This window comes from Microbacterium sp. Leaf159, assembly GCF_001423615.1.
GTDB lineage: Bacteria > Actinomycetota > Actinomycetes > Actinomycetales > Microbacteriaceae > Microbacterium.
Genome location: NZ_LMOU01000001.1, coordinates 2,749,660 through 2,770,869, shown reverse-complemented (window position 1 = coordinate 2,770,869; position 21,210 = coordinate 2,749,660). Strand labels below are relative to the sequence as shown.

19 protein-coding genes are annotated in these 21,210 nt (G+C 69.6%); 6 read left to right on the top strand and 13 right to left on the bottom strand.

The features are described from left to right. Positions 1-35: 35 nt before the first annotated feature. Together ASF80_RS13135 and ASF80_RS13130 are read left to right on the top strand one after the other, a co-directional pair. On the top strand, positions 36-1,016 hold the full coding sequence (locus ASF80_RS13135) for an NAD(P)/FAD-dependent oxidoreductase (protein WP_056311405.1): 981 nt from the start codon (positions 36-38) through the stop codon (positions 1,014-1,016). 60 nt (positions 1,017-1,076) lie between these two features. Further along, positions 1,077-1,751, top strand: coding sequence for a hypothetical protein (locus ASF80_RS13130; RefSeq protein ID WP_056311403.1), 675 nt, complete (start codon positions 1,077-1,079; stop codon positions 1,749-1,751). A 13-nt stretch (positions 1,752-1,764) separates the two neighbouring features. Here the strand turns inward: ASF80_RS13130 and ASF80_RS13125 are convergent, their stop codons facing one another. Then, positions 1,765-2,226, bottom strand: a complete 462-nt coding sequence (locus tag ASF80_RS13125) for a DUF3817 domain-containing protein (protein ID WP_056311401.1) — start codon at positions 2,224-2,226, stop codon at positions 1,765-1,767. A gap of 70 nt (positions 2,227-2,296) precedes the next feature. On the opposite strand from ASF80_RS13125, the gene ASF80_RS18785 reads away from it, so the two are divergent. Beyond that, positions 2,297-3,214: a helix-turn-helix transcriptional regulator gene (locus ASF80_RS18785; RefSeq protein ID WP_082488313.1), complete on the top strand. Its 918-nt coding sequence runs from the start codon at positions 2,297-2,299 to the stop codon at positions 3,212-3,214. Between the two features lie 154 nt (positions 3,215-3,368). Here ASF80_RS18785 and ASF80_RS13115 read toward each other — a convergent pair whose 3' ends face one another. Further along, a complete protein-coding gene (locus ASF80_RS13115; protein ID WP_056311399.1) occupies positions 3,369-4,574 on the bottom strand; it encodes an MFS transporter in 1,206 nt (401 codons plus the stop codon). A 300-nt stretch (positions 4,575-4,874) separates the two neighbouring features. Between ASF80_RS13115 and ASF80_RS13110 the strand changes: the two genes are divergently transcribed. Beyond that, positions 4,875-5,777 carry a serine protein kinase RIO gene (locus ASF80_RS13110; RefSeq protein ID WP_056311397.1) on the top strand — a complete coding sequence of 301 codons (903 nt, stop codon included), beginning with the start codon at positions 4,875-4,877 and terminating at the stop codon, positions 5,775-5,777. Between the two features lie 6 nt (positions 5,778-5,783). Here the strand turns inward: ASF80_RS13110 and speB are convergent, their stop codons facing one another. Genes speB through ASF80_RS13090 form a run of 4 tightly spaced genes read right to left on the bottom strand, consistent with a single transcriptional unit; the run spans position 5,784 to position 11,363 of the window. Then, positions 5,784-6,734 (bottom strand): agmatinase, encoded by a 951-nt coding sequence (gene speB, locus ASF80_RS13105; protein WP_056311396.1) that lies wholly within the window; start codon positions 6,732-6,734, stop codon positions 5,784-5,786. Between the two features lie 2 nt (positions 6,735-6,736). Beyond that, on the bottom strand, positions 6,737-8,341 hold the full coding sequence (locus ASF80_RS13100; RefSeq protein ID WP_157521055.1) for a thiamine pyrophosphate-binding protein: 1,605 nt from the start codon (positions 8,339-8,341) through the stop codon (positions 6,737-6,739). Positions 8,342-8,355: 14 nt separating this feature from the next. Continuing rightward, on the bottom strand, positions 8,356-10,044 hold the full coding sequence (locus ASF80_RS13095) for an amidohydrolase (protein ID WP_056311391.1): 1,689 nt from the start codon (positions 10,042-10,044) through the stop codon (positions 8,356-8,358). Then, a complete protein-coding gene (locus ASF80_RS13090) occupies positions 10,041-11,363 on the bottom strand; it encodes an MFS transporter (RefSeq protein ID WP_056311388.1) in 1,323 nt (440 codons plus the stop codon). The genes ASF80_RS13095 and ASF80_RS13090 overlap by 4 nt, the downstream gene beginning before the upstream one ends. A gap of 222 nt (positions 11,364-11,585) precedes the next feature. Here ASF80_RS13090 and ASF80_RS13085 point away from each other — a divergent pair, with 222 nt between their 5' ends. Beyond that, positions 11,586-12,491 carry an Lrp/AsnC family transcriptional regulator gene (locus ASF80_RS13085; RefSeq protein ID WP_056311386.1) on the top strand — a complete coding sequence of 302 codons (906 nt, stop codon included), beginning with the start codon at positions 11,586-11,588 and terminating at the stop codon, positions 12,489-12,491. A 32-nt stretch (positions 12,492-12,523) separates the two neighbouring features. Here the strand turns inward: ASF80_RS13085 and ASF80_RS13080 are convergent, their stop codons facing one another. Beyond that, positions 12,524-13,120 carry a hypothetical protein gene (locus ASF80_RS13080; RefSeq protein ID WP_056311384.1) on the bottom strand — a complete coding sequence of 199 codons (597 nt, stop codon included), beginning with the start codon at positions 13,118-13,120 and terminating at the stop codon, positions 12,524-12,526. 101 nt (positions 13,121-13,221) lie between these two features. On the opposite strand from ASF80_RS13080, the gene ASF80_RS13075 reads away from it, so the two are divergent. Beyond that, entirely contained in the window at positions 13,222-14,634 is a 1,413-nt protein-coding gene (locus ASF80_RS13075; protein WP_056311382.1) for an MFS transporter, read from the top strand. A 47-nt stretch (positions 14,635-14,681) separates the two neighbouring features. On the opposite strand, the gene ASF80_RS13070 is transcribed toward ASF80_RS13075, so the two are convergent. From ASF80_RS13070 to ASF80_RS13045, 6 genes are read right to left on the bottom strand one after another with little or no spacing between them, the layout of a single operon-like run. After that, positions 14,682-16,034, bottom strand: coding sequence for an LLM class flavin-dependent oxidoreductase (locus ASF80_RS13070; protein WP_056311380.1), 1,353 nt, complete (start codon positions 16,032-16,034; stop codon positions 14,682-14,684). A gap of 11 nt (positions 16,035-16,045) precedes the next feature. After that, positions 16,046-17,398, bottom strand: a complete 1,353-nt coding sequence (locus tag ASF80_RS13065; protein WP_056311378.1) for an NtaA/DmoA family FMN-dependent monooxygenase — start codon at positions 17,396-17,398, stop codon at positions 16,046-16,048. Positions 17,399-17,450: 52 nt separating this feature from the next. Next, complete coding sequence (locus tag ASF80_RS13060; RefSeq protein WP_056311376.1) at positions 17,451-18,329, bottom strand: ABC transporter ATP-binding protein; 879 nt, start codon at positions 18,327-18,329, stop codon at positions 17,451-17,453. Beyond that, the gene (locus ASF80_RS13055; protein ID WP_056311374.1) at positions 18,322-19,185 is read right to left on the bottom strand and encodes an ABC transporter ATP-binding protein; all 864 of its coding nucleotides are present in this window, start codon (positions 19,183-19,185) and stop codon (positions 18,322-18,324) included. The genes ASF80_RS13060 and ASF80_RS13055 overlap by 8 nt, the downstream gene beginning before the upstream one ends. Beyond that, positions 19,182-20,111, bottom strand: coding sequence for an ABC transporter permease (locus tag ASF80_RS13050; RefSeq protein WP_056311372.1), 930 nt, complete (start codon positions 20,109-20,111; stop codon positions 19,182-19,184). The genes ASF80_RS13055 and ASF80_RS13050 overlap by 4 nt, the downstream gene beginning before the upstream one ends. 1 nt (position 20,112) lies before the next feature. Continuing rightward, positions 20,113-21,159: an ABC transporter permease gene (locus ASF80_RS13045; protein ID WP_056311370.1), complete on the bottom strand. Its 1,047-nt coding sequence runs from the start codon at positions 21,157-21,159 to the stop codon at positions 20,113-20,115. Between the last annotated feature and the right edge of the window lie 51 nt (positions 21,160-21,210).

Genomic DNA, 21,210 nt, shown 5'->3' with positions numbered 1-21,210 from the left:
CAAGGTGGCAGACTGGACGCGACAGAAGGGCACTGATGACTGACACGGACGCCTACGACGTGCTCGTGATCGGTGGTGGCCCTGCCGGGCTCTCCGCCGCCCTGAATCTCGGACGCTCACTCATGCGCGTGCTCGTGGTCGATGCGGACCGCCCTCGCAACGCCGCCACTCTGAACTCGCACGGGTTCCTCACCCGCGACGGCGTGCCCCCGCACGAGCTGCGGCGCATCGCGCGCGAGGAGCTCGCCGCCTACCCGAACATCGAGGTGCGCACCCGCGTGCGAGTGCTCGATCTCGCACGGCGGGGACCGGGAGTCGGGGCGGATGCCGAGCTCGCGCCGGATGCCGGTGGGCAGCGCCCCCGGTTCACGGCATCCATCGGCCGCAAGGATCCGACCGACATCGTCGCCGCGCACTCGGTGCTGCTGGCCACCGGGTTGCGCGAGACCCTCCCCGACGTGCCCAACCTGCGCGGGTTCTACGGCATCAGCCTGTTCAGCTGTGCCGCCTGCGACGCGTGGGAGATGCGCGGAAGACGACTCGCACTCATCGGCACGACGGATGACCTCGCCGACCGCGCCCGGCTCATCGCGCGCTGGACCGAGGATCTCACCGTCTTCACGCTCGGCGCCGACACCGTGACCAGCGCGCAGGAGGCCGAGCTGGCCGCGGCCGGCGTCGCGGTCGTTCGGCGTCCGATCTCCGAACTCGTCGGCGATCGCGGCCGCATCGAGGCGATCAGACTCGACGACGGAGCCGTCATCGAGGTCGAGGGCGGGTTCGTCCGGCCGGAGTGGGAGACCGATCTGTCGTTCCTGCGCGGCTTCGCGCCGTCGATCGATCACGACGGACATCTCGTGACCGACCGCTCGGGACGCACCGACATCCCGGGGCTCTACGCCGCCGGCGATGCGGCGATCCCCGGCCCCCAGCAGCTCATCGTCGCGGCGGGAGCGGGGGCGCGCGTCGCGTCGGTGATGGTGCAGGATGCCGTCGGCATCGCGTCCGCGCACTGACGGCCCTGCCCGGGCGAATCGTCCCGCAGGATCGCGCGGGCCCCGGCTAGGCTGACCCGCATGACGCGCATCTCGCAGGTCTCTCCGCTCGTCCGCCTCGCTGCCGCCTCGGCGGTCGCATTGGCGGTGCTGCCGCTCAGCGGATGCCTGTATGCGCAGATCCCGGTGAACACCCCTGACGGCGACGGCCCCGACCCGGCACCGACCACGAGCCCGACGGAGCAGCCATCGGGTGACCTGCCCGCGTCGCTGACCTTCGCTGCGGGTGCCGATCTGCCGGCCACGGCCTATATCCAGTGGGGAGACGGCTTCGTCGTCGACGACGGCTGGAAGATCGTCAAGCCCGACGACGGCAACGGCGGCTGGACCTACGGCACGATCGACGACACGTGCACCGCGCAGTTCTGGCAGGGGCTCATCCCCGATGTGCCGACGGTCGCCGGCGATGACAGCGTCAGCTCCGACGCGATGCTCGCCGTGATCCTGGGCGAGGCGGATGCGGCGGCCATCACCCCGCTCTCCACCACCGGCGCGTTCAGCTACCAGATCGGCGGCAACACCGACGTCGAGAACCGTCAGGTCGAGGGCGAGGCCGGTGAGCGCAGGTGGAGCATGGCGGCGCGGGCCTTCACCGCGACCGGCGTCGGGCTCTACGTGATCGTCGACTGCACGGGTGGCGACATCGACGCGACGATGGCAGAGGTCATCGACAAGAACGCCGTCGTCGTGCAGTGATGCCGGTCGGGCCTCACTTGCCGCCGGGAGGGCCGACCAGCAGCAGGATCACGTACAGCGCCACGATGCCGACGACGAGCAGGATCGCCAGGACCCACGGGCGACGCAGGAACCACCGCATGAGCCTGTCGTACCAGCGAGCGTCGCGCGGATCGTCGGTCTGCTCGAGCCGCCAGTCGCCGGCGAGACGCCCGGTGCGGTGCAGCCAGATCTCCATGGGGATCGTCGCGTAGGGCACGATCGCGCTGACCACGGCGAGGATCGCGACGCCCAGGTGCCAGCGCTGGTTGAGCGCGACGAGCACGGCGGTCGCCGCATAGGCGAGGAACACGAACCCGTGGATGCCCCCACCCACCGTCACGACGATGCCGGGCGCACCGACGGCACGGGCGATGATCGCCGAGATGAGGATGGTCCAGGTGATCGCCTCCGCGATCGCGAGGACTCGGAACAGGCGGTCGGGTGTGCGGAACACGGGACTCCTCGGGTGGGGGTCTTTCCAGCGTATCCGGAATAGCTGTGCGCCCCCGAGCGTTGCCGAAGGCATGGTGACCGTCGATTCCGCAGCCCTCGGGCAGGTGCTCGACTCCGTCGACCTGCGCGTGGGCATCGCTCGACGCGTCACGCTGGCGGCGGGCGGCCTCCTGCCGCTCCCCTCGGGCGCAGCCACCCTCGTCTACATCGCCGACGGTTCGGTGAGCGGGCATCCGCCCCTCACCACCGGATGCCGCCTCGACGTCGACCGCACGGCACAGATCGTGGCCGTCGATGACCGGCCCCTGAGTGCGAGTCTCGTCAGAGGCGATGCGTTCCTCACGCTCGGCCGGGCTCCGATCGCTCTCGAAGCAGGTGCTGCGACCGACCTGGTGGTGGTCGACCTCGAGTTCTCGGACAGCGCGTCGATGCTCGCCGCCGTGCTCCCCGACCCGATCACCGTCATGTCGTTCGACTCTCTCGAACCCGCGGCAGCGGCGCTCGCCGGCAGCATGGGGCCGACGGATCCGCCGTCGTACCCGGTCAGACAGGGCGACCCCGTGATCTGCCGCATGATGGCGCAGACCGTGCTGCTCTCGGTCATCCGCGCCTGGGCCGCGAACGGCTGCGCGCCCGCGGGCTGGCCGTCGGTCTCGAAGGACCCGTTCCTCGACCGCGTCGTCGACGCGATCCACGAGCAGCCCGGTCGAGAGTGGACCGTCGAGCGCCTCGCGAGCGTCGGGGCGATGTCGCGCTCGGTCTTCGCGGAGCGCTTCCGCAGCGCGATCGGTCGATCCCCCGCCGACTACGTCACCGAGGTGCGCATCGACACGGCCAAGCGGATGCTGAGCGCCGGCCGATCCGTCAGCGAGACCTCTCGCGAGTTGGGCTACGCCTCGGACGAGGGATTCAGTCGCGCGTTCCGACGCCGCACCGGCCTGACACCGTCCGCGTGGCGGGCGGGCGAGCTGACCGCCGTCCCCGTCTGAGCCCACCCGGCCCGCTGCGGCCCTGCGCTGCCAGCCCACGCCGGGCACAACTTCGGAGTCCGAGCCCGACACGCCGCCCGCGGTGGGCGGACGGTCGGTGTGTCGAACGCTCGATCCGAATCCGTGCCCGGGTGAGGGTGGGAAACGAGGCGACTCAGACGAGCGCCGCCGCCGCAGTGCTCCTGCGGTTCGACATTCCGAAGAGCACGGCGCCGACGAGCAGCGAGATGGCCCCGAGAACGTAGACGAACTCGACGTCGAGGGTGTCGACGAGCAGTCCTCCGAGGCCCGCCGCGATCGTGATCGCCCCCTGGAATCCGACGACGACCAGGCTGCCGCCGGCTTCGAGCCGGTCGGGCATGCGGTGGCCCACCCAGGTGTTGGCCACGAGCAGCCACGACGAGAAGAAGAAGCCCCAGACGAACACGACGATGCCGACGCCGAGAACGGACCCTGAGAGGAAGATCATCGACAGCACCGACACCGCGATCACGAGCGGCGCGAACACCGCGAAGAACGCGAAGGTGCGGTCGATGAAGAATCCGAGCCCGAGGTTGCCGGCGAGGCCGCCGACTCCGAAGAGAGCGAGCAGCAGGATGATCGTCGACGGCTCGACCTCGGGGATGCGCTCGAGCGCGAGCCGCACGTACGTGTAGGCGAGGAAGTGCCCGAGCACCACGAGCACGTGCCCGACCATGCCCAGCCCGATGCCGGGGCGCCGCAGGGTGTCGACGAGCAGACGGATGCTCGATGCCTGCTCGGCCGGAACAGACGGCAGCATGAATCGCAGCGCCACGGACAGCAGCACCATGAGCACGCCGGCGATCGCGAACACCGTCTGCCAATCGACGATCTCGCTGAGCATGACGCCGAGCGGCACGCCCGCGACCGTGGCGAGCGAGACGCCGGCCGAGGTGAACATGACCCCGCGTCCGAGGTGCTCGGGTCCCGCGAGCCGCACAGCGACCGTGATCGACATCGCCCAGAACGCGCTGATCGCCGCTCCCAGCAGGAACCGCGCGAGCAGGACGATGATGAGGTTCGGCGCGATCGCGACGATCAGGTTGGATGCGGCGGCGGCGAGCGCCATCCAGATGAGCAGCGACCGGCGGTCGAGGCGGGGGAAGATCAGACCGACCGTGGGTGCGACGATCAGGCCGACGAGAGCGGTGACCGTCACGGTCTGCCCGGCCTGTCCCGGCGTGACGCCGAGCGCGTCTGCCATCTCGGTGAGCACGCCGTTGGGCAGGAACTCCGCCGTGACGAGCAGGAAGCCCATCAGCATCAGCACGATGAGCCCGCCGTAGCGGATGCTCTCGGTGCGGGCGGTCGTCACGGGCACGGGCGCGGTCGTGGTCATGGTTCAACACTCGCAGTCGCGGGGCTGCTGCACCCGACGCGGCGTCCACGGCATCCGACCATTCGTCCGGCTTCGGCCCGGGGAGCACCGGATCGGGCCTGGCAAGCACCGGATCGGGTCTGGACAGCATCCGCCCGCGACCTCTAGGCTCGACGACGCACCGGGGTTCTCCCGGAAGGTCTCAGCGAGAGGAGTGGATGACATGAACGCCGTCTCTGTCGCGCCCCTCGCCGACTTCCTTCCTCTCGAGGCCGCCCGCTCCTGATCCGCGGTGGCCTCCTTCTCTCGGAGCCACATACCGTGTCTGATCTCTTCGCTTCTTCTGAAGCATCCTCTTCCCGTCTCTTCGCCCGTTCGTCGGCCGCCTCGACGTTCGACGCCTCTCCCTTCGAATCCGTCCCGACCTTCGCCGACGTCGAACCCGGCGACAACCAGCGCTGGACCACCTGGCCGGCGATCACCCCGTCGGAGCGCGGCCCCCTGCCGTGGCCCGCGTGGGTCGTGACGAGCGCCGGTGCGCTCGACACCGAGCTCGGCATCCTCAAGACCGGCAAGGAGGCCGATGTGTTCCTGCTCGAACGGGCGGTGCCGGACGACCCCGCGCACCGCACGCTGCTCGCCGCCAAGCGCTATCGCGACACCGACCACAGCAGCTTCCACCGCTCGGGCGTCTACACCGAGGGCCGCAGCACCAGGAACACCCGCGACACCAGGGCGCTCGCCAAGAAGTCCGAGCACGGCAGGGCGGTCGCCGCCGCGCAGTGGTCGTTCGCGGAGTTCGATGCGCTGTGCCGCATGTGGGAGCTCGGCGCCCCCGTCCCGTACCCCGTGCAGGTCAACGGCACCGAGCTGCTCATGGAGTTCGTCGGCGATGCGAACGGCGTCGCCGCTCCCCGACTCGCGGCGGTGCGCAGCGACCGCGCCGAGCTGGCCGAGCTGTACGACCAGATCGTCGACCTGATGCGCATCTTCGCCGCGGCCGGCTTCGCCCACGGCGACCTCTCGGCCTACAACCTGCTCGTGCACGACGGCCGGGTGCGGGTGATCGACCTGCCGCAGATCGTCGACATCATCGCGAACCCGCAGGGCCTCGACCTGCTGCACCGCGACTGCGTCAACATCTGCGACTGGTTCACCCGCCGCCGCGTCGAACGCGACGCCGAAGAGCTCTTCGCCGAGATGCTCGCCGCATCGTATGCGTGAGAGCTGTCAGCTGCGACCGATTCGGGCGGCGAGCAGCGACACGAGCTCGTACACGACGTGACTCGCGGCGATCCCGGTGATCTGCGCGTGGTCGTACGCAGGAGAGACCTCCACGACGTCGGCGCCCACGATGTCGCTGTCGCCGAGGGCACGCAGGATGCGCAGCAGCTCGCGGCTGGTGAGCCCGCCGGCCTCGGGGGTTCCGGTGCCAGGGGCATGGGCCGGGTCGAGCACGTCGATGTCGATCGACACGTACAGGGGCTTGTCGCCGATGCGCTGCAGGATGCGCTGGATGCCGGCCTCGACGCCGTGCTCCTCGATGTACTCGCTCGAGACGATCGAGAACCCGAGGAGCTCGTCGTCTTCGAGGTCCTTCTTCGAGTACAGGGGTCCTCGTGTGCCGACGTGGCAGCTCGCGGTGAGGTCGATGAGCCCCTCTTCGCTCGCCCGGCGGAACGGGGTGCCGTGGGTGATCGGTGCGCCGAAGTAGGTGTCCCAGGTGTCGAGGTGCGCGTCGAAGTGCAGCACCGCCACCGGGCCGTGCTTCGCCGCGACGGCACGCAGCAGCGGCAGCGCGACCGTATGGTCGCCGCCGATCGTGACGATCCGCTGCACCTGCTCGCCGAGTGCGAGCGCAGCGCGTTCGACCTCGGTCACGGCCTCGGTGAGATCGAACGGGTTGACGGGGATGTCTCCGGCATCCACCACCTGCGCGACCGCGAACGGCGAGACGTCCTGCGCCGGGTTGTAGGGGCGCAGCAGCCGAGACGACTCGCGCACGTGCGAGGGCCCGAAGCGGGTGCCAGGACGGTAGCTCACCCCCGAGTCGAAGGGGATGCCGACGACGGCGATGTCGGCGCGCGGCACGTCCTCGATCCTCGGCAGGCGGGCGAAGGTCGCGATCCCCGAGTAGCGGGGGTTCACGGAGGCGTCGATGGGGCCCACGTTCTCGGTCATGATCAGTCCTGTCTCTGCGTGGGGATGTGCACGAGCTGCACGCCGCCGGCGGCGATGGCGCTGCGGATGCTCGGTGCGATGTCGTCGGGGGTCTCGGCCCGCCGCCCTGTGGCGCCGAACGCTGTCGCCAGCGCCGCCCAGTCGGGCTGCACCAGGTCGACGCCGATCGGGGTCATGCCGCGGTCGACCTCGTTCTGGCGGATCTCGGCGTAGCCGCCGTTGTCGACGCACACGACGGTGATGTCGAGGCGCTGCTCGACCGCCGTCACGAGCTCGTTCACGCAGAACATGAGCGCGCCGTCTCCGATCACGGTGACGACGGGATGCTCGGTCTGGGCCACCCTGGCGCCGATCGCTGCGGGCAGGCCATAGCCGAGCGTTGCGTAGGTGGGCGTGTAGAGCAGGGCGTGCGGACGCGCCGAGCGCAGCACACTGCCGAGCGCCATGTAGACGATCTGCGAGGAGTCACCGGCGACGACCGCGTCGTCGGGCAGCGCATCGACGATGATCTCGGCGAGCGCCACGGCGTCGGGGGCGGTCTCGCGCATCTCGGCGTCGATCGCCGCTCGCTCGACGGCCAGTTCACGCGGCACGCGGTGATCGGCCGGCAGCAGCGCGAGCAGTCCTGCCGAAACGGCGGCCGCGTCGCCGACGATGCCGACGGTCGCGGCGAGGTTCTTGTCGAGCTGCAGCGGCGAGATGTCGATGCGCACGACTGCGCCTCGCGCCTCGAGCCGCGGAGCCCAGAGCTCGGCCTCGCCGAGCTTCGAGCCGATCACGAGCACGACGTCGGCGTCTTCTGCGACCTCTCGGGCTGCGGCGAGACGCAGGTTCGAGCCGAGCGAGAGCGCATGCCGTTCGTCGACGACCCCCTTGCCGTTGAGCGTCGTGAGCACCGGAGCACCGAGGCGTTCGGCGAGCATCGTCACTTCGTGGGCCGCATCGACGGACCCGCCGCCCGCGACGATCACCGGGCGCTCGGCGCCGGTCAGCAGGCGCGCGGCCTCGGTCAGCGCTGCGGGATCGCCCGATGCCCGCTGCGGCAGCGCCCTGGGGCGGCGCGCTTCGGCGGGGACCTCGGCCGCGGATTCGAGCACGTCGAGGGGGATCTCGATGTGCACGGGGCGGGGGCGGCCGGTGCGGAACAGCGTGAAAGCGTCGTGCACGGCCTCGACCGCCTCGGCTGCGCTGGTCACGCGGCGGGACCACTCGGCGATCGCGCCGACCATGGCCGTGGCATCCTTCGTCTCGTGGAGAGTCCCGACGTCGGCGAACTCCGACCCGAGCGGCACTCCCGGGGAGAGCACGACCATCGGCCGCGACTCGCAGAACGCCGTGCCGATCGCACTCATCGCGTTCTGCAGCCCCGGGCCCGACGTCGTGATGACGACGCCGGGCAGCCCGGTCTGCTGCGCCCAGCCGTCGGCGCCGTATCCGGAGCCCTGCTCGTGACGGTTGGTCACCGCACGGATGCCCAGGTCGGCCAGCGGACGGTACAGCTCGAGGTTGTGGGTGCCGGGGATGCCGAACACGGCGTCGACCCCGTAGCCGCGGATCGTCTCGAGCACCGCCCGACCGGCGGTGTCGGCGAAGCGGTCTTCGGTCATGGTCGAATCCTCGCTCATGCGCCGGCCATCACCGCAGCGGCCACGTGGCGGCGGGTGCCGTCGACCCAGGTCTCGCGCACCGTGATCGAAGCGATGTCCTCGGCGTCGACGCCGAGCGGGTCGTCGGAGAGCACCACGAAGTCGGCGTACTTGCCGGCTTCGAGAGAGCCGAGGTCGTCTTCGCGGCCGATCGACACCGCACCCTCGATCGTGTGGGCGCGCAGCGCCGACAGGGCTGAGACGCGCAGGTCGTCGGGCCCGAGCTTGTGCCCGCGCCGAGTCACGCGAGTGACCGCCGTCTGGATGGCCTCGAGCGGGATCGGCTCGGCGACCGGGGCATCAGACGAGATCGTGAACGGCACGCCTGCGCGCTCGAACTCGCCGAGCGGGTTGAAGCGCTCCCCCGGGGTGCCGATGGCCTCTTCGACGCCCTCGCCCCAGTTGAAGTAGTGCTGCGTCTGGTTGACGGGGCGGATGCCGGAGGCGGCCATCCGATCGATCTGCTCGGGCGTCGGCAGACCGCAGTGCTCGATGCGGTGCCGCGCATCGGAGTCGGGTCGTTCGGCGAGAGCCGCCTCGATCGCCGACACGACCATCTCGATCGCCGTGGGCGACTGCGCGTGGGTCGCGGTCTGCAGGCCGGCGGCGTGCGCCCGGCTGATCAGCGCGGTGTACTCGGCGGGCTCGTGGTACAGCTGCCCCGTGCGGCACGGGTCACCCACATAGCCGTCGGGGAAGTACGCGGTCCAGCCGCCGAGCGTGCCGTCGGCGTAGAGCTTGATGCCGGCGAAACTCAGGTGAGCGTTGCCGAACTGGCCCACCAGCCCCATCTCGAGCGCCTCGTCGAGCAGGTGCGACAGCAGGTACATCGACACCCGCAGCTCGAGGCGGCCCGCCTCGGCGAGGCGCAGGTACATGTCGAACTCACGACGGGTGACCTGGCAATCGCCGATCGAGGTGACGCCTCCGGCGAGGAAGCGCTGCGTCGCGGCATCCAGCTGTCGCAGGTGCTCCTCCGGCTCGTCGGCGAGGTGGAAGTTCGGACCGTGGTGGCCGATCTTCACCCCGTGCACTCCGGTGAGGATGTTGCAGGCGGCGTCCGAGAGCTCGCCCGTCAGCTCGCCGTCGGCGTCGCGGAAGAACTCGCCGCCGTCGGGGTTCGGGGTATCGCGATCGACGCCGTTGCTCGCGAGCGTGAACGAGTTGACCACGCCGCCATGACCGGAGGCGTTCATCAGGTACACCTCGCGATCGGCCGCGACCTCGTCGAGCTCGAAGCGGGTCGGATGCCGCTTCTCGGCGAGATTGCGCTGCTCGTAGCCGTATCCGCGCACCGGCCGCCCCGCTGGGGCGTCGATCGCCGCGGCCTGCAGCAGCGCCACGATCTCGGGGATGCTGCCGGCCTTCTCGGGTCCGCAGTCGACCCAGGTCATCAGCTGCCCGTACATCAGGGGGTGGGCGTGCGCGTCGACGAACCCGGGGACGACGACCGCGTCGCCGAGGTCGACGTGCTCGGGCACGAGGCCGGCGCGCTCGGCCGCCGCAAGACACTCTGCCCGTGTGCCGATCGCGACGATGCGGCCACGGTCGGTCAGCATCGCGGTCGCCGCCGCGGCATCCGCGTCCACCGTGTGGATCACGCGGGCCGTGACGAGCTGCGGGGCCGTCTGGGCGGAACGGTCGAAGGGGGTGAGCTTTCTCATGGCAGCCTGTTCGCGGTCGTGTCGGTGCGGGCGGTGAAGGAGGCGGTGACCGGAGCCTCGTCGGAGTGCTGCGGTGCGAGACGGGTGCAGATCCCGGCGATCACGGCCATGCCGATGAACATCGCGATGACCGACCAGATGCTGCCGGTCCAGGCGATGAGCTGCGTCGCGAACCAGGGCGAGAAGCCGGCCCAGAGCGCGGCGCCGACACCGTACGAGAGCGCGATCGAGGTGTAGCGCGACTGCGGGCGGAACATCTGCGCGAGCAGCGCCGCGATGGGAGCGTAGGTCGCACTCATCGCGATGCGCACGAGCGAGGCGAAGAGGAAGATGAGCGGCTCGACGCGTCCGGGCATGAGCAGCAGGAACGGCACGAATGTGAGGACCGAGCCGATCAGCCCGATGTACATGACGTTCTTGCGGCCCCACTTGTCGCCCAGCCACGCGACCGGGAGCGTCACGACGAACTCGACGAAGGAGGCGAGGGTCATCGCATCGAGGATCACCTGCTCGCTGATCGCGATCGGCTCGCCCGTGGCATAGGCCGTGGCGAACGTCGTGGCCAGGTAGTAGCCGCCGGTCGAGATCGGCAGGATGCCGATGCCGAGCAGGATCGGGCGCCAGTTGGTGCGCAGCGCGAAAGCGAGCGGCATCGACTGCTTGCGGCCCTCGACCTTGTTCTCGAAGACCGGGGTCTCCTCGACGCGGTAGCGCACCCAGAATCCGACTCCGACCAGGACGATCGAGAGCAGGAACGGGATGCGCCAGCCGCCGTTCATGATGAAGTCGTCGCTGACACGCGACATGATCGCGAAGATGCCCGAGGCGAGCAGCGCGCCGGCCGGGTTGCCGAGCTGCGTGAAGCCGCCGTAGAAGGTCTTGGACTTCTCGGGTGCGTGCTCGACGCTCATCAGCACCGCGCCGCCCCATTCGCCGCCGACCGCGAGGCCCTGGATCGCGCGCAGCAGGATCAGCAGGATCGGGGCGAGGATGCCGATGTTCTCGTAGGTCGGCAGGCAGCCGACGAGCACGGTCGCCGCGCCCATCAGCAGCAGGGTGATGACGAGCGACGTGCGCCGGCCGAGCTTGTCGCCGATGTGGCCGAAGATGATGCCGCCGAGAGGGCGGACGAGGAAGGCGACGGCGAATGTGGCGAAGGCCGCTGCGGTCTCGGCGAGGCGGTCTCCGCTGGGGAAGAACAGCGGACCGAAGACGAGGGCGGCGGCGGTCGCGTAGACGTAGAAGTCGTACCACTCGATGGTGGTGCCGACGAAGGCGGCGAAGCCTGCGCGTCGCGCCTTGCTGTGGGTGGAGGTCATGTGTGGCCCGCTCCTTTGCGGAAGATGTCGGATAGCGAAGGATGCTACGGACGCGCGGACCCGAGAACAAGGTCAGAACTCCAGCGTGACAGACGATTCACTGGAGTTATGTGAGCCAAAGTGTGCAGTATTGCACTACACACCCCATCGAAACACTTCTACACTGCACTTATGCACTCGTGGATGGACGTTCGCGGGAATCTGACGAATGTGGGCTGAACCATGGATTTCGACGCCGAGCTGATCCGCGCTCTCCAGGAGGACGGCCGCGCCAGCATCCGGTCGCTGTCGTTGCGCCTGGGACAGTCGAGGGCTGCGGTCGCGGCCCGGCTGCGGACGATGCTCGACGACCGCACGGTGCGCGTGGTCGCGGCCGTCGATCCGGTCTTCCTCGGCCAGCATGTGCTCGCGCACGTGTCGATCCGCACCGACGGCGAGGTCGAGATCGTGGCGGAGCACCTGCGCGACATGAGCGAGACCGTGCTCGTGTCGGCGGTCGGCGGCGCACACGACCTCGTCACCGAGGTGCGCCTGGGCACGATGGCGGATCTGCACGACCTACTCGCCCAGATCCGCGCGATCGACGGCGTGCTCGACATCAACACGATCATCTACTCGACCGTGGTGAAGGGGTTCTTCGTCTCGGAGTACCACGGCGATGTCACCCCCGACGCGGTCGACGAAGACCTGATCGAGCATCTGCAGTCGGATGGACGCATGAGCTTCCGCGCTCTCGGCGAGGCCGTGCGCCTGTCTCCGTCGGCTGTCGCGACCCGCGTGCAGCGCCTGATCGACGGCGGGGTGATCAAGATCAGCGCGGTCGAAGCGAGGGGTCTCGCGCACCGGCAGCTGTCGATGGGCGTCGGGCTCACCCTCAACCACGACGACGAGGCGGTCATCGACGAGCTGCGAACCGGTCGCGGCATCGACTTCGCCGCCCGCACGCTCGGCCGCTTCGACGCGGTGGCCACGCTGGTCGAGCCCTCGGCCGGGGCCCTGTACGCGAGCCTCGAGCGGCTGCGCTCGCTCGCCGGCGTCACTCGCATCGAGTCGTGGCTGCACTTGGCCGTGCTGAAGGAGGACTACGCCCGCACCCTGCGCGAGCCGATGATCAGCGCGCGTCGCTGATCGCGACGCGGGCGACTCAAACGCGACGCCGGTCAGCCGGGACGCAGGGCTGCGTCGAGCAGATCGTCGAGGGGCCGCGGCATCCGCGCGAGCGGCAGCGCATCGATCACGTCTGCCGAGAAGCGGGCCTTCCTGCCGGCGGCGGTGCCGGCGAAGCGATGCAGCTGCTCGTCGATGGTGCGCTCGCGCTGGGCCGGCTGCCCCTGGAACACCTGGAATCGGGCGAGCTCGCCCCGAGCAGCCAGCGTGTCCAGCACCAGTTCAGGACCGGCCGCCGCGATCACCTCGTCTTCGAGGTCCCGTTCGCAGCCGTAGAAGCCGGCATCGCTCGGAGCGGCGCCGTCGGCGATGACGCCGACCTCCACGAGGATCTTCGCGACGTAGTCCCCCTCGGCCGCGTCGTACAGACCGAGGACGCGCGGAGCATCCGACTCCGCCCGCAGCGCGGCCAGAGCTTTGCGGAGGTTGGTGATGCCGTCGAGGTCGATCAGGTCGAGAGTGTCGATGCCGAGGCTCCGACGTCGCGCCAGGGCGATGAACGCGAGGCTGTCGCTGCGGCCCTCGAACAGGACGACGGTGCGACGCACGGCGCGACGGACGGCGCGAGGCACCTCCGGCGTCGTCGGCATGCCTCGACGGTACCCGAAGGGGTGAGGCGTACCCGAGGAGGGGAGACCGCCGCGCGGCGCGCCGTCACCCTCCGTTCACCCCACGCCGCCAGACTTCGAGCATGAGCGAATCCCCGCAGAGCGGCGCGGTGCCCGAGCCCGCTGCGACGGCCAACAGCGGCGCGGTCGGAGTCATCGGCCTCGACCTGCGCGGCGAGACACCGGCCCCCAAGAAGCAGGTCTACTCGTGGGCGCTGTGGGACTGGGCGACGCAGCCCTTCAACACCGTCATCCTCACCTTCATCTTCACCGCGCTGTACCTCACGACCGAGGCGTTCCTGCCGGCGTCGATCGCGGGACTCGACGCGAAGGACCCGATCCGCGAAGCCGCCGAGGCCGACCTCGCCTCGGGGCTAGGCCTCGGGTCGACGATCGCCGGGATCGCGATCCTCCTGATCGCGCCGGTGCTCGGCCAGCGGGCGGATGCCGCGGGCCGTCAGAAGCTCTGGCTCGGGATCGGCACCGGCGCGCTCATCGCCTGCATGTTCGGCCTGTGGTTCGTCGAGCCGACGCCGGCGCTGTTCTGGCTCGGCGTCGCGCTGATCTCGGCCGGCTCCGTATTCGGCGAGATCGCCGCCGTGAACTCGAACGCGATGCTCATCGGCATCGCGAACCCGAAGACCGTCGGACGCATCTCGGGCCTCGGCTGGGGCTTCGGGTACATCGGCGGCATCATCGCGCTCGTCCTCGTCGTCGTCTTCTACATGCTCGACTGGTTCGGTCTGCCGGAGGATGGCGGCCTGCCGTTCCGCATCATCGCCGTCGGCTGCGCGATCTGGGCGATCGTCTTCTCCATCCCGATCTTCCTCAACGTGCCGGAGCCCTCGCTCGGCCGCCCCGAGCGCAAGGTCGGCTTCTTCGCGTCGTACGGGCTGCTCGTGAAGGACGTCACGGGCCTCTACCGCAACCCCGAGACCCGTCAGACCTTCTGGTTCCTGCTGTCCAGCGCGGTGTTCCGCGACGGACTCGGCGGCGTCTTCGCGTTCGGCGCGGTCATCGCCAGCCAGGTGTTCGATTTCGAGTTCCTCGACCTGGTGATCTTCGGCATCGCGGCGAACCTCATCGCGGGCGTCTCGACGATCATCGCCGGACGCTACGACGACCGCTTCGGCCCGAAGCGGATCATCCTCATCTCCCTCGCATCCATGGTGATCGCGGGCCTCGCCGTGTTCTTCCTGGTGGATGGGGGCACGATCGTGTTCTGGATCGGCGGACTGCTGCTCTGCGCGTTCGTCGGCCCCGCCCAGGCGGCGTCGCGGTCGTTCCTCGCCCGCATCACCCCGGCCGGGCGCGAGGGCGAGATCTTCGGCCTCTACGCCACGACGGGGCGGGCGGCGAGCTGGATGGCATCCGGCGCATGGACCCTGCTGATCGTGCTCTCGGGGTCGACGTCCTACGGCATCCTCGGCATCGTGATCGTGCTGATCGCGGGCTTCCTGCTGCTGCTCCCGGTCAAGGCCACGCAGAACGCCTGAGCGGGCGGGCAGCAGGGCTGCCGGCCGACCAGGCCCGGCGTCTCGACTCAGACGGTGACCGCCTCCGCGCGCGCCGCCACATACCGGTTCTCGGGCGTCTTCAGGCCGAGGTTTCCGCGCAGTGTGTCGCTCTCGTACTCGGTGCGGAAGACCCCACGGTGCTGCAGGATCGGCACCACCTCATCGAGGAATCGCGTCAGCTGAGCCGGGTGACCGGCGTGGATGTTGTAGCCGTCGAGGCCGTACGCCTCGAACCACTCCTGCAGGCGGTCGGCCACGGTCTCGGCCGTGCCGACGAACGGACCGCGTTCGCGACGCAGGCTCAGCTGCACCGTCTCACGCAGCGACAGCTTCGCCTCGGCGGCATGGGCTGCGATCCGCTCGGCCTGCGTGCGGAAGCTGTTCTGCGCGTACCGCAGCACGTCCTGCGGGAACGGGGAGTCGAGGTCGTACTGACGGAAGTCGTGCCAGCCGAACGACCGGCCGAACTCCCCCAGCGCCTGCGCGAACGAGTGGTCGCTCGACCGGTAGTGTTGCTCGAGCTCGCCCGCCTCGTCGTCGGTGTCGCCGATCACGACCCCGACGCCGGGCAGGATCACCAGGTCCTCCGGCCGACGGCCGTACTTCGACACCGCTCGACCCTTGATGTCGTCGTAGAACGCCTGGGCACCGGCGAGCGTCGCCGCGTGCGTGAAGATGCCCTCCCCCACCTCCGCACCGAGATCGCGGCCCTGCTCGGAGTCGCCGGCCTGGAAGATCACCGGTGCCCCCTGCGGCAGCCGTTCGATGTTCAGCGGTCCCGTGACCGAGAAGTGCTCGCCCCGATGGTTGAGCGCGTGCAGCTTCGACGGGTCGAGGAACTGCGCGGTCGCACGATCCCGCGGCAGCGCGTCGGGCTCGTACGAATCCCACAGCGCCTGCACGAGCTTGACGTGCTCGCTCGCCCGCCCGTAGCGGGTGTCGTAGTCGTAGTGCTCGTCGAGTCCGTAGTTGCCTGCTGTTCCGGCATCCCCGCTCGTGACGACGTTCCACCCGGCGCGGCCGTGGCTGATGTGGTCGAGCGACGCGAAGCGCCTCGCCACGTTGAACGGCGCGTTGTACGAGGTCGTCAGCGTACCGACCAGGCCCACCCGCTTTGTGTGCGTGGCGAGGGCCGACAGCAGCGTGAGCGGCTCGAGCCTGCTGAGGTAGTGCGGCGGTGAATCCGGGGTGATGTATTGGCTGTCGACGATGAAGACCAGGTCGAACTTCGACTCCTCGGCCTTCTTCGCGTGCTCGATGTACCAGTCGATGTCGACGCTCGCGTTCGCGGGGATCTCGGGGTCCAGCCACAGATTGTGGTTGCCGGGGCCCCCGGATCCGGTGAGCACGAGTCCGAGCTTGAGCTTCCTGTCTGCCATGTCCTTCTCTCCTACGCTTCGACGAGGGCGGATGCCGAGGCGCCCGCCGTGTTGCTGTTCTCGGGCACCCGGAGTCCGAGGTTGCCGCGCAGCGTGTCGGCCTCGTACTCGGTGCGGAAGAGTCCTCGACGCTGCAGGATCGGCAGCACCTCGGACGTGAAGGTGTCGATGTCGTCCGGCGTGCGCGCGCGCAGGTTCAGCCCGTCGGCGGCGCGGCCGAGGAACCAGTCCTGGATCGTGTCGGCGACGGTCTCGGGGCTGCCGATGAACGGCGACGGCGAGTACTGCGTGAACTCCTCGACCGTCTGGCGCAGCGTGAGTCCCCCGTCCGTTGCGCGCTCGACGATCGCCGCCGATCGCGTGCGCCCGCCCTTCTCGGCCAGCGCGCTGACGTCGGGGAACGGGGCATCGAGGTCGTGCTGTGAGAAGTCGTACGCGCCGAAAGCCCGACCGAAGGCCGCGAGCTTGCGGTCGAAGTCGTTGTCGGACTCGTAGATCTCGCGGGCGAGGCGGTGCGCCTCGGCATCCGTCGATGCGATGACCGGCGTCGCGCCGACCAGGATCACGAGGTCGTCCCAGTGTCGGCCGTGCTGTGCAAGGCGGCCCTTGACGTCCTTGTAGTAGGCGCGGGCGGTGTCGATGTCCTCGCCCGGGGCGTAGATTCCCTCGGCCACCTCGCCCGCGAGGGTCTTGCCCTCCTCCGAGATGCCGGCCTGGAAGATGACGGGCTGGCCCTGCGGCGAGCGCGAGAGGTTGAGCGGCCCGTCGACACGGAAGTGCTCGCCCCGGTGGTTCAGGGCGTGCAGCTTCGTGGGGTCGAGGAAGAGGTCGCTCTCGACGTCGGCGACGAAGGCGTCGTCTTCGTACGAGTCCCACAGGCCCCGCACGACCCGCACGGCTTCGAGTGCGCGGCCGTAGCGCGTCGCGTAGTCGAGGTGCTCCTCGAGTCCGTAGTTGCGCGAGGTGCCGGTGTCGAAGCTCGTCACGACGTTCCAGCCCGCGCGGCCGTGGCTGATGTGGTCGAGAGAACCGAAGCGACGGGCAAGGTTGAACGGCGAGTTGTACGTCGAACTGGCCGTGCCGATCAGGCCGAGGTTCGTCGTGTGGGTCGCGACGGCCGACAGCAGGGTGAGGGGCTCGAGACGGTTGAGGTAGTGCGCGGGGTAGGTCGCGTTGATGAACTGACTGTCGACGATGAAGAGCGCATCGAACAGCGCGGCCTCGGCCTGCTTCGCCCTCGCGATGTACCAGTCGATGTCGATCGACGCGTTCGCGGGGATCCGCGGATCCTTCCAGAGGCTGTGCTGGCCGGGGCCGCCGACCCCATACACGCTGAGGGCGATCTTGAGCTTGCGTTCGGTCATGTCCGTCTCCTGGGTGTTCTGGGGGCGTGTCGCGGGGTCGAGGGGGTTGCCGTCAGCTGGCGTCGAGCACCCGGCGCAGGCGCGCCCGCTCTTCGCGGTCGATGGCACCGGCGTGCAGGCTCGGCGCAGAGCCGACGAGCAGTCGGGTGTACGGATGCTGCGGGTCGTTCACGATGTCCTCGGTGCGACCGACCTCGACGACTTCGCCGCGGTAGAGCACCACGACGCGGTCTGTCACGCCGGCGACGGATCCGAGGTCGTGCGAGATGAAGACGAGCGACGTTCCCGCTGCCCGCAGGTTATTGAGGATCTCGAGGATCGAGACACGGTTGGCAGCATCCAGCGCGCTCACCGGCTCGTCGAGGATCAGCACGCGCGGCTCGGTGGCGAGGGCCCTGGCCAGCAGCACGCGCTGACGCTGCCCTCCCGAGAGCTCGCCGGGGAAGCGCACGAGCAGGTCGCGGTCCAGTCGCACCTGCTCGAGGCGGAAGTCGATGCGGTCGCGGATCTGCTCCTTCGACAGCCGCCGCTGCAGTCGCAGCGGCTCGGTCAGCGATTCGCCGATCGTGAGGTCGGGGTCGAGCGCGCGCAGCGGATCCTGGAACACGTACTGGATCGCCCCTCGGCGACGGAACTCCCGCCACTGCCGAGCACCGAAGGCGGTGACCTCCTCGCCGCCGACGTGAACGCTGCCGGCCCGAGCCGGAACCAGGCCGACCACGGCCCTGGCGATCGTCGACTTGCCGGAGCCGGTCTCGCCGATGATGCCCACGGACTCGCCGACACCCACCTCGAACGAGGCATCGTGGATGATCTGCGTCCGGTGCCGACCGCTGCCGTACGACACCTGGAGGCCGTCGATGCGGATGGCGGGGCTCTGCTCTTTCCCCGCGAGACTCTGATCCGTCGTCGCGGTGCTCTGCTCAGCCATGGGTCGCCTCCACCCGGCGGAAGCGGTCGAGCCCGTAGGTGTTGTGCTCGTCGATCAGGAGGCGGGTGTACTCGTCCTCGGGGTCGAACAGGATGCGCTTCGCCGGCCCCTGCTCGACGACCTCTCCCTGACGGAGCACCAGCACGTCGTCGCAGGTCTGCGCGATGACCGCGAGGTCGTGCGAGACGACGATGAGTGCGAGTCCGTGCTGCTCGGTGAGGTCGATGAGGAGGTCGAGGATCTCTGCCTGCACCGTGACGTCGAGGGCAGTGGTGACCTCGTCGGCGATCAGGATCCGCGGTTCGAGCGAGATGGCGGAGGCGATCAGCACACGCTGCAGCATGCCGCCGGAGAGCTCGTGCGGGTAGCTGCGGTAGATCAGCTCGGGGTCGCGCAGCCGCACGTCGTCGAGGAGCGCGATCGTGCGGCGCTTCGCCTCGCGGCGCTTCAGGCCCCCGCGCACGCGCAGGGCTTCGGCGATCTGCGGGCCGACCCGCAGCGAGGGGTTGAGGTATGAACCAGGGTCCTGGAACACGGCGGTGATGCTGACGCCGCGGAGCTTCTCCCAGTCGCGCGCCGTGAAGCCGGCGATGTCACGGCCGAACAGCTCGACGCGCCCGCCCGAGATGTGGAACAGGCGGGGCAGGATACCGAGGATCGCCCGGCACGTCAGCGTCTTGCCGCTGCCGGACTCGCCGACGATGCCCACCACTCGTCCGGGGCGCAGATCGAAGCTCACTCCTCGGACGAGCTCTTCGCCGGTGTGGCGATGGGCGATGTGCACGTCGTGCAGGCGCAGGACGCTGTCGCCCTTCACGCTCGCCGCTGCTGTGGCCTCGGTCGCGGTGATGGTCATGACGAAGTCCTTCCGACGAGGGCGTCCGCGGATGCGGATGCCGGCGGGTTCTTGCGGTCGTGGGCACGGCGGATGCGGCGGCTGCGCGCGGCATCCCTCTCGGTGAGGAGCGTGCGGCCGGACTCCCCCGCGACGTCGCGGATCACGTCGGCGAGCAGGTTGAACGCCCAGACCGAGAGCATGATCAGCACGGTCGTGAAGATCGGCGCATACGGTCGCTGGGTGAGGTAGCCGAGGTCGCTGGCGAGCACCCCGCCCCACGACGGCGCCGGCGGCTGGATGCCGATGCCGAGGAACGTCAGGCTCGAGACGATCACGAAGCCGACTCCGAGCGTGTTGGCGGTGGCGATCGCGATCGGCGGCAGGACCTTCGACCACACGTGCGTGCGGACGATCCACCCGGTGCGTGCACCCGAGAGGATCGCCGCCTCGACGTATTGCGACTTCGCCACGCTCAGAGTCGCCGCCCGGGAGACCCGGTAGAAGAGCGGGGAGACGAGGATGCCGACCGTGAGCATCGCCTGCGGGATGCCGTTGCCGAGCAGCGCGGTCGCCGCGACCGCGAACACGAGGAACGGGAGCGCGATGAGGGTGTCGACGAATCGCAGTGTGAGCCACTCGAACACGCGGCCGAGATACACCGACAGGATGCCGGGGATCGCCCCGGCGAACAGCGCGATGACCGCGACCTGCACGGCCCCGAACACGCTGATGGGGGCACCCGCGAGGATGCGGCTGAGCACGTCGCGACCGAGGTAGTCGGTGCCCAGCCAGTGCACTGCCGACGGGTGCGCGAGCACCTCGGGCGTTCCGAGCAGCGGGTCGTAGGGCGCCAGCGCGGGCCCGGCGAACGCGAGGATCGCGATGAAGACCAGGAAGGCCAGGGCGAAACGGCCGGCCGGCAGCGCGAGGATGCGACGGATCATCTCAGACTCCTCTCGCCGACGCGGGGTTGAGTCGCACCAGCAGCAGGTTGACGATGAGGTTGAAGACCACGACCAGGACGATCGCGATCACGAGCACTCCCTGCACCGCCGGAACGTCACCGCGGTTGGCGGAGTCGGCGGCGAACTTGCCGAAGCCGGCGAGGCCGAAGATCGCCTCGGTGACCACGGCGCCGCCGAGGAGTGCCGGGAACTTCATGCCGAGCACCGTCAGCGCAGGACCTGCGCCGTTGCGCAGCGCGTGCACGAAGAAGATGCGGCGAGAGCTGAGGCCGCGCATCTGCGCGCCGGTGACGAAGTTCTCGCGGTAGGCCTGGATGAGACCGACGCGCATCTGCCTTGCGAGGTCGGCGACCGTGTCGAAGCTGAGGGCGATGGCGGGCAGCCACAGGTGCCAGAGCCAGAGTCCGACGCCGCCCTGTTCGAGGGGGATGTACCCGGCCGAGGGGAACCAGCCGAGCGTCACGGCGAAGACCGCGACGAGCGCGATGCCGACGACGAACGAGGGCATGACCGAGATCACGGTCGTGAAGCCGGTGATGGAGCGGTCGAGGATGCTGGTCGGGTAGGCCGCGGCGAGAACACCGAGCCCGAATCCGAACACGATGCCGATGACCAGTGCCAGGCCGGCGACCGACAGGCTGATCGCGGCACGGGAGACGAGCAGATCGGCCACCGGGGCGCCGTTGTACCAGCTGTTGCCGAGGTCGCCCTGCAGGATGCCGCCGAACCAGTCGAGGTACTGCACGATGAACGGCCGGTCGAGGCCCCACTGGTGCTCGAGGGCGGCGATCTGCTCGGGGGTGGCCGACTCTGAGAGCTGCAGGTGCGCGGGGCTGAGGCCGCTGAGACCCTGCAGCGCGAAGGTGATGAAGGTCGCGAACAGGAAGACCGTCGCGAACACGATCACGGTATGGCCGATCAGGCGACCCGCTGTCGCGAGGTGCGCGCCGGCGCGGAGCGGTGTGCCGGCGGCGTTCGCGGTCACAGCACCGGGCTTCTGCACGGGTGCCGAGGCGAGGGCGGTCATGCTGTGCTCCTTTCCTGTCTTGTCTGTTCTGCCTGTCGGCAGGTCGGGTGC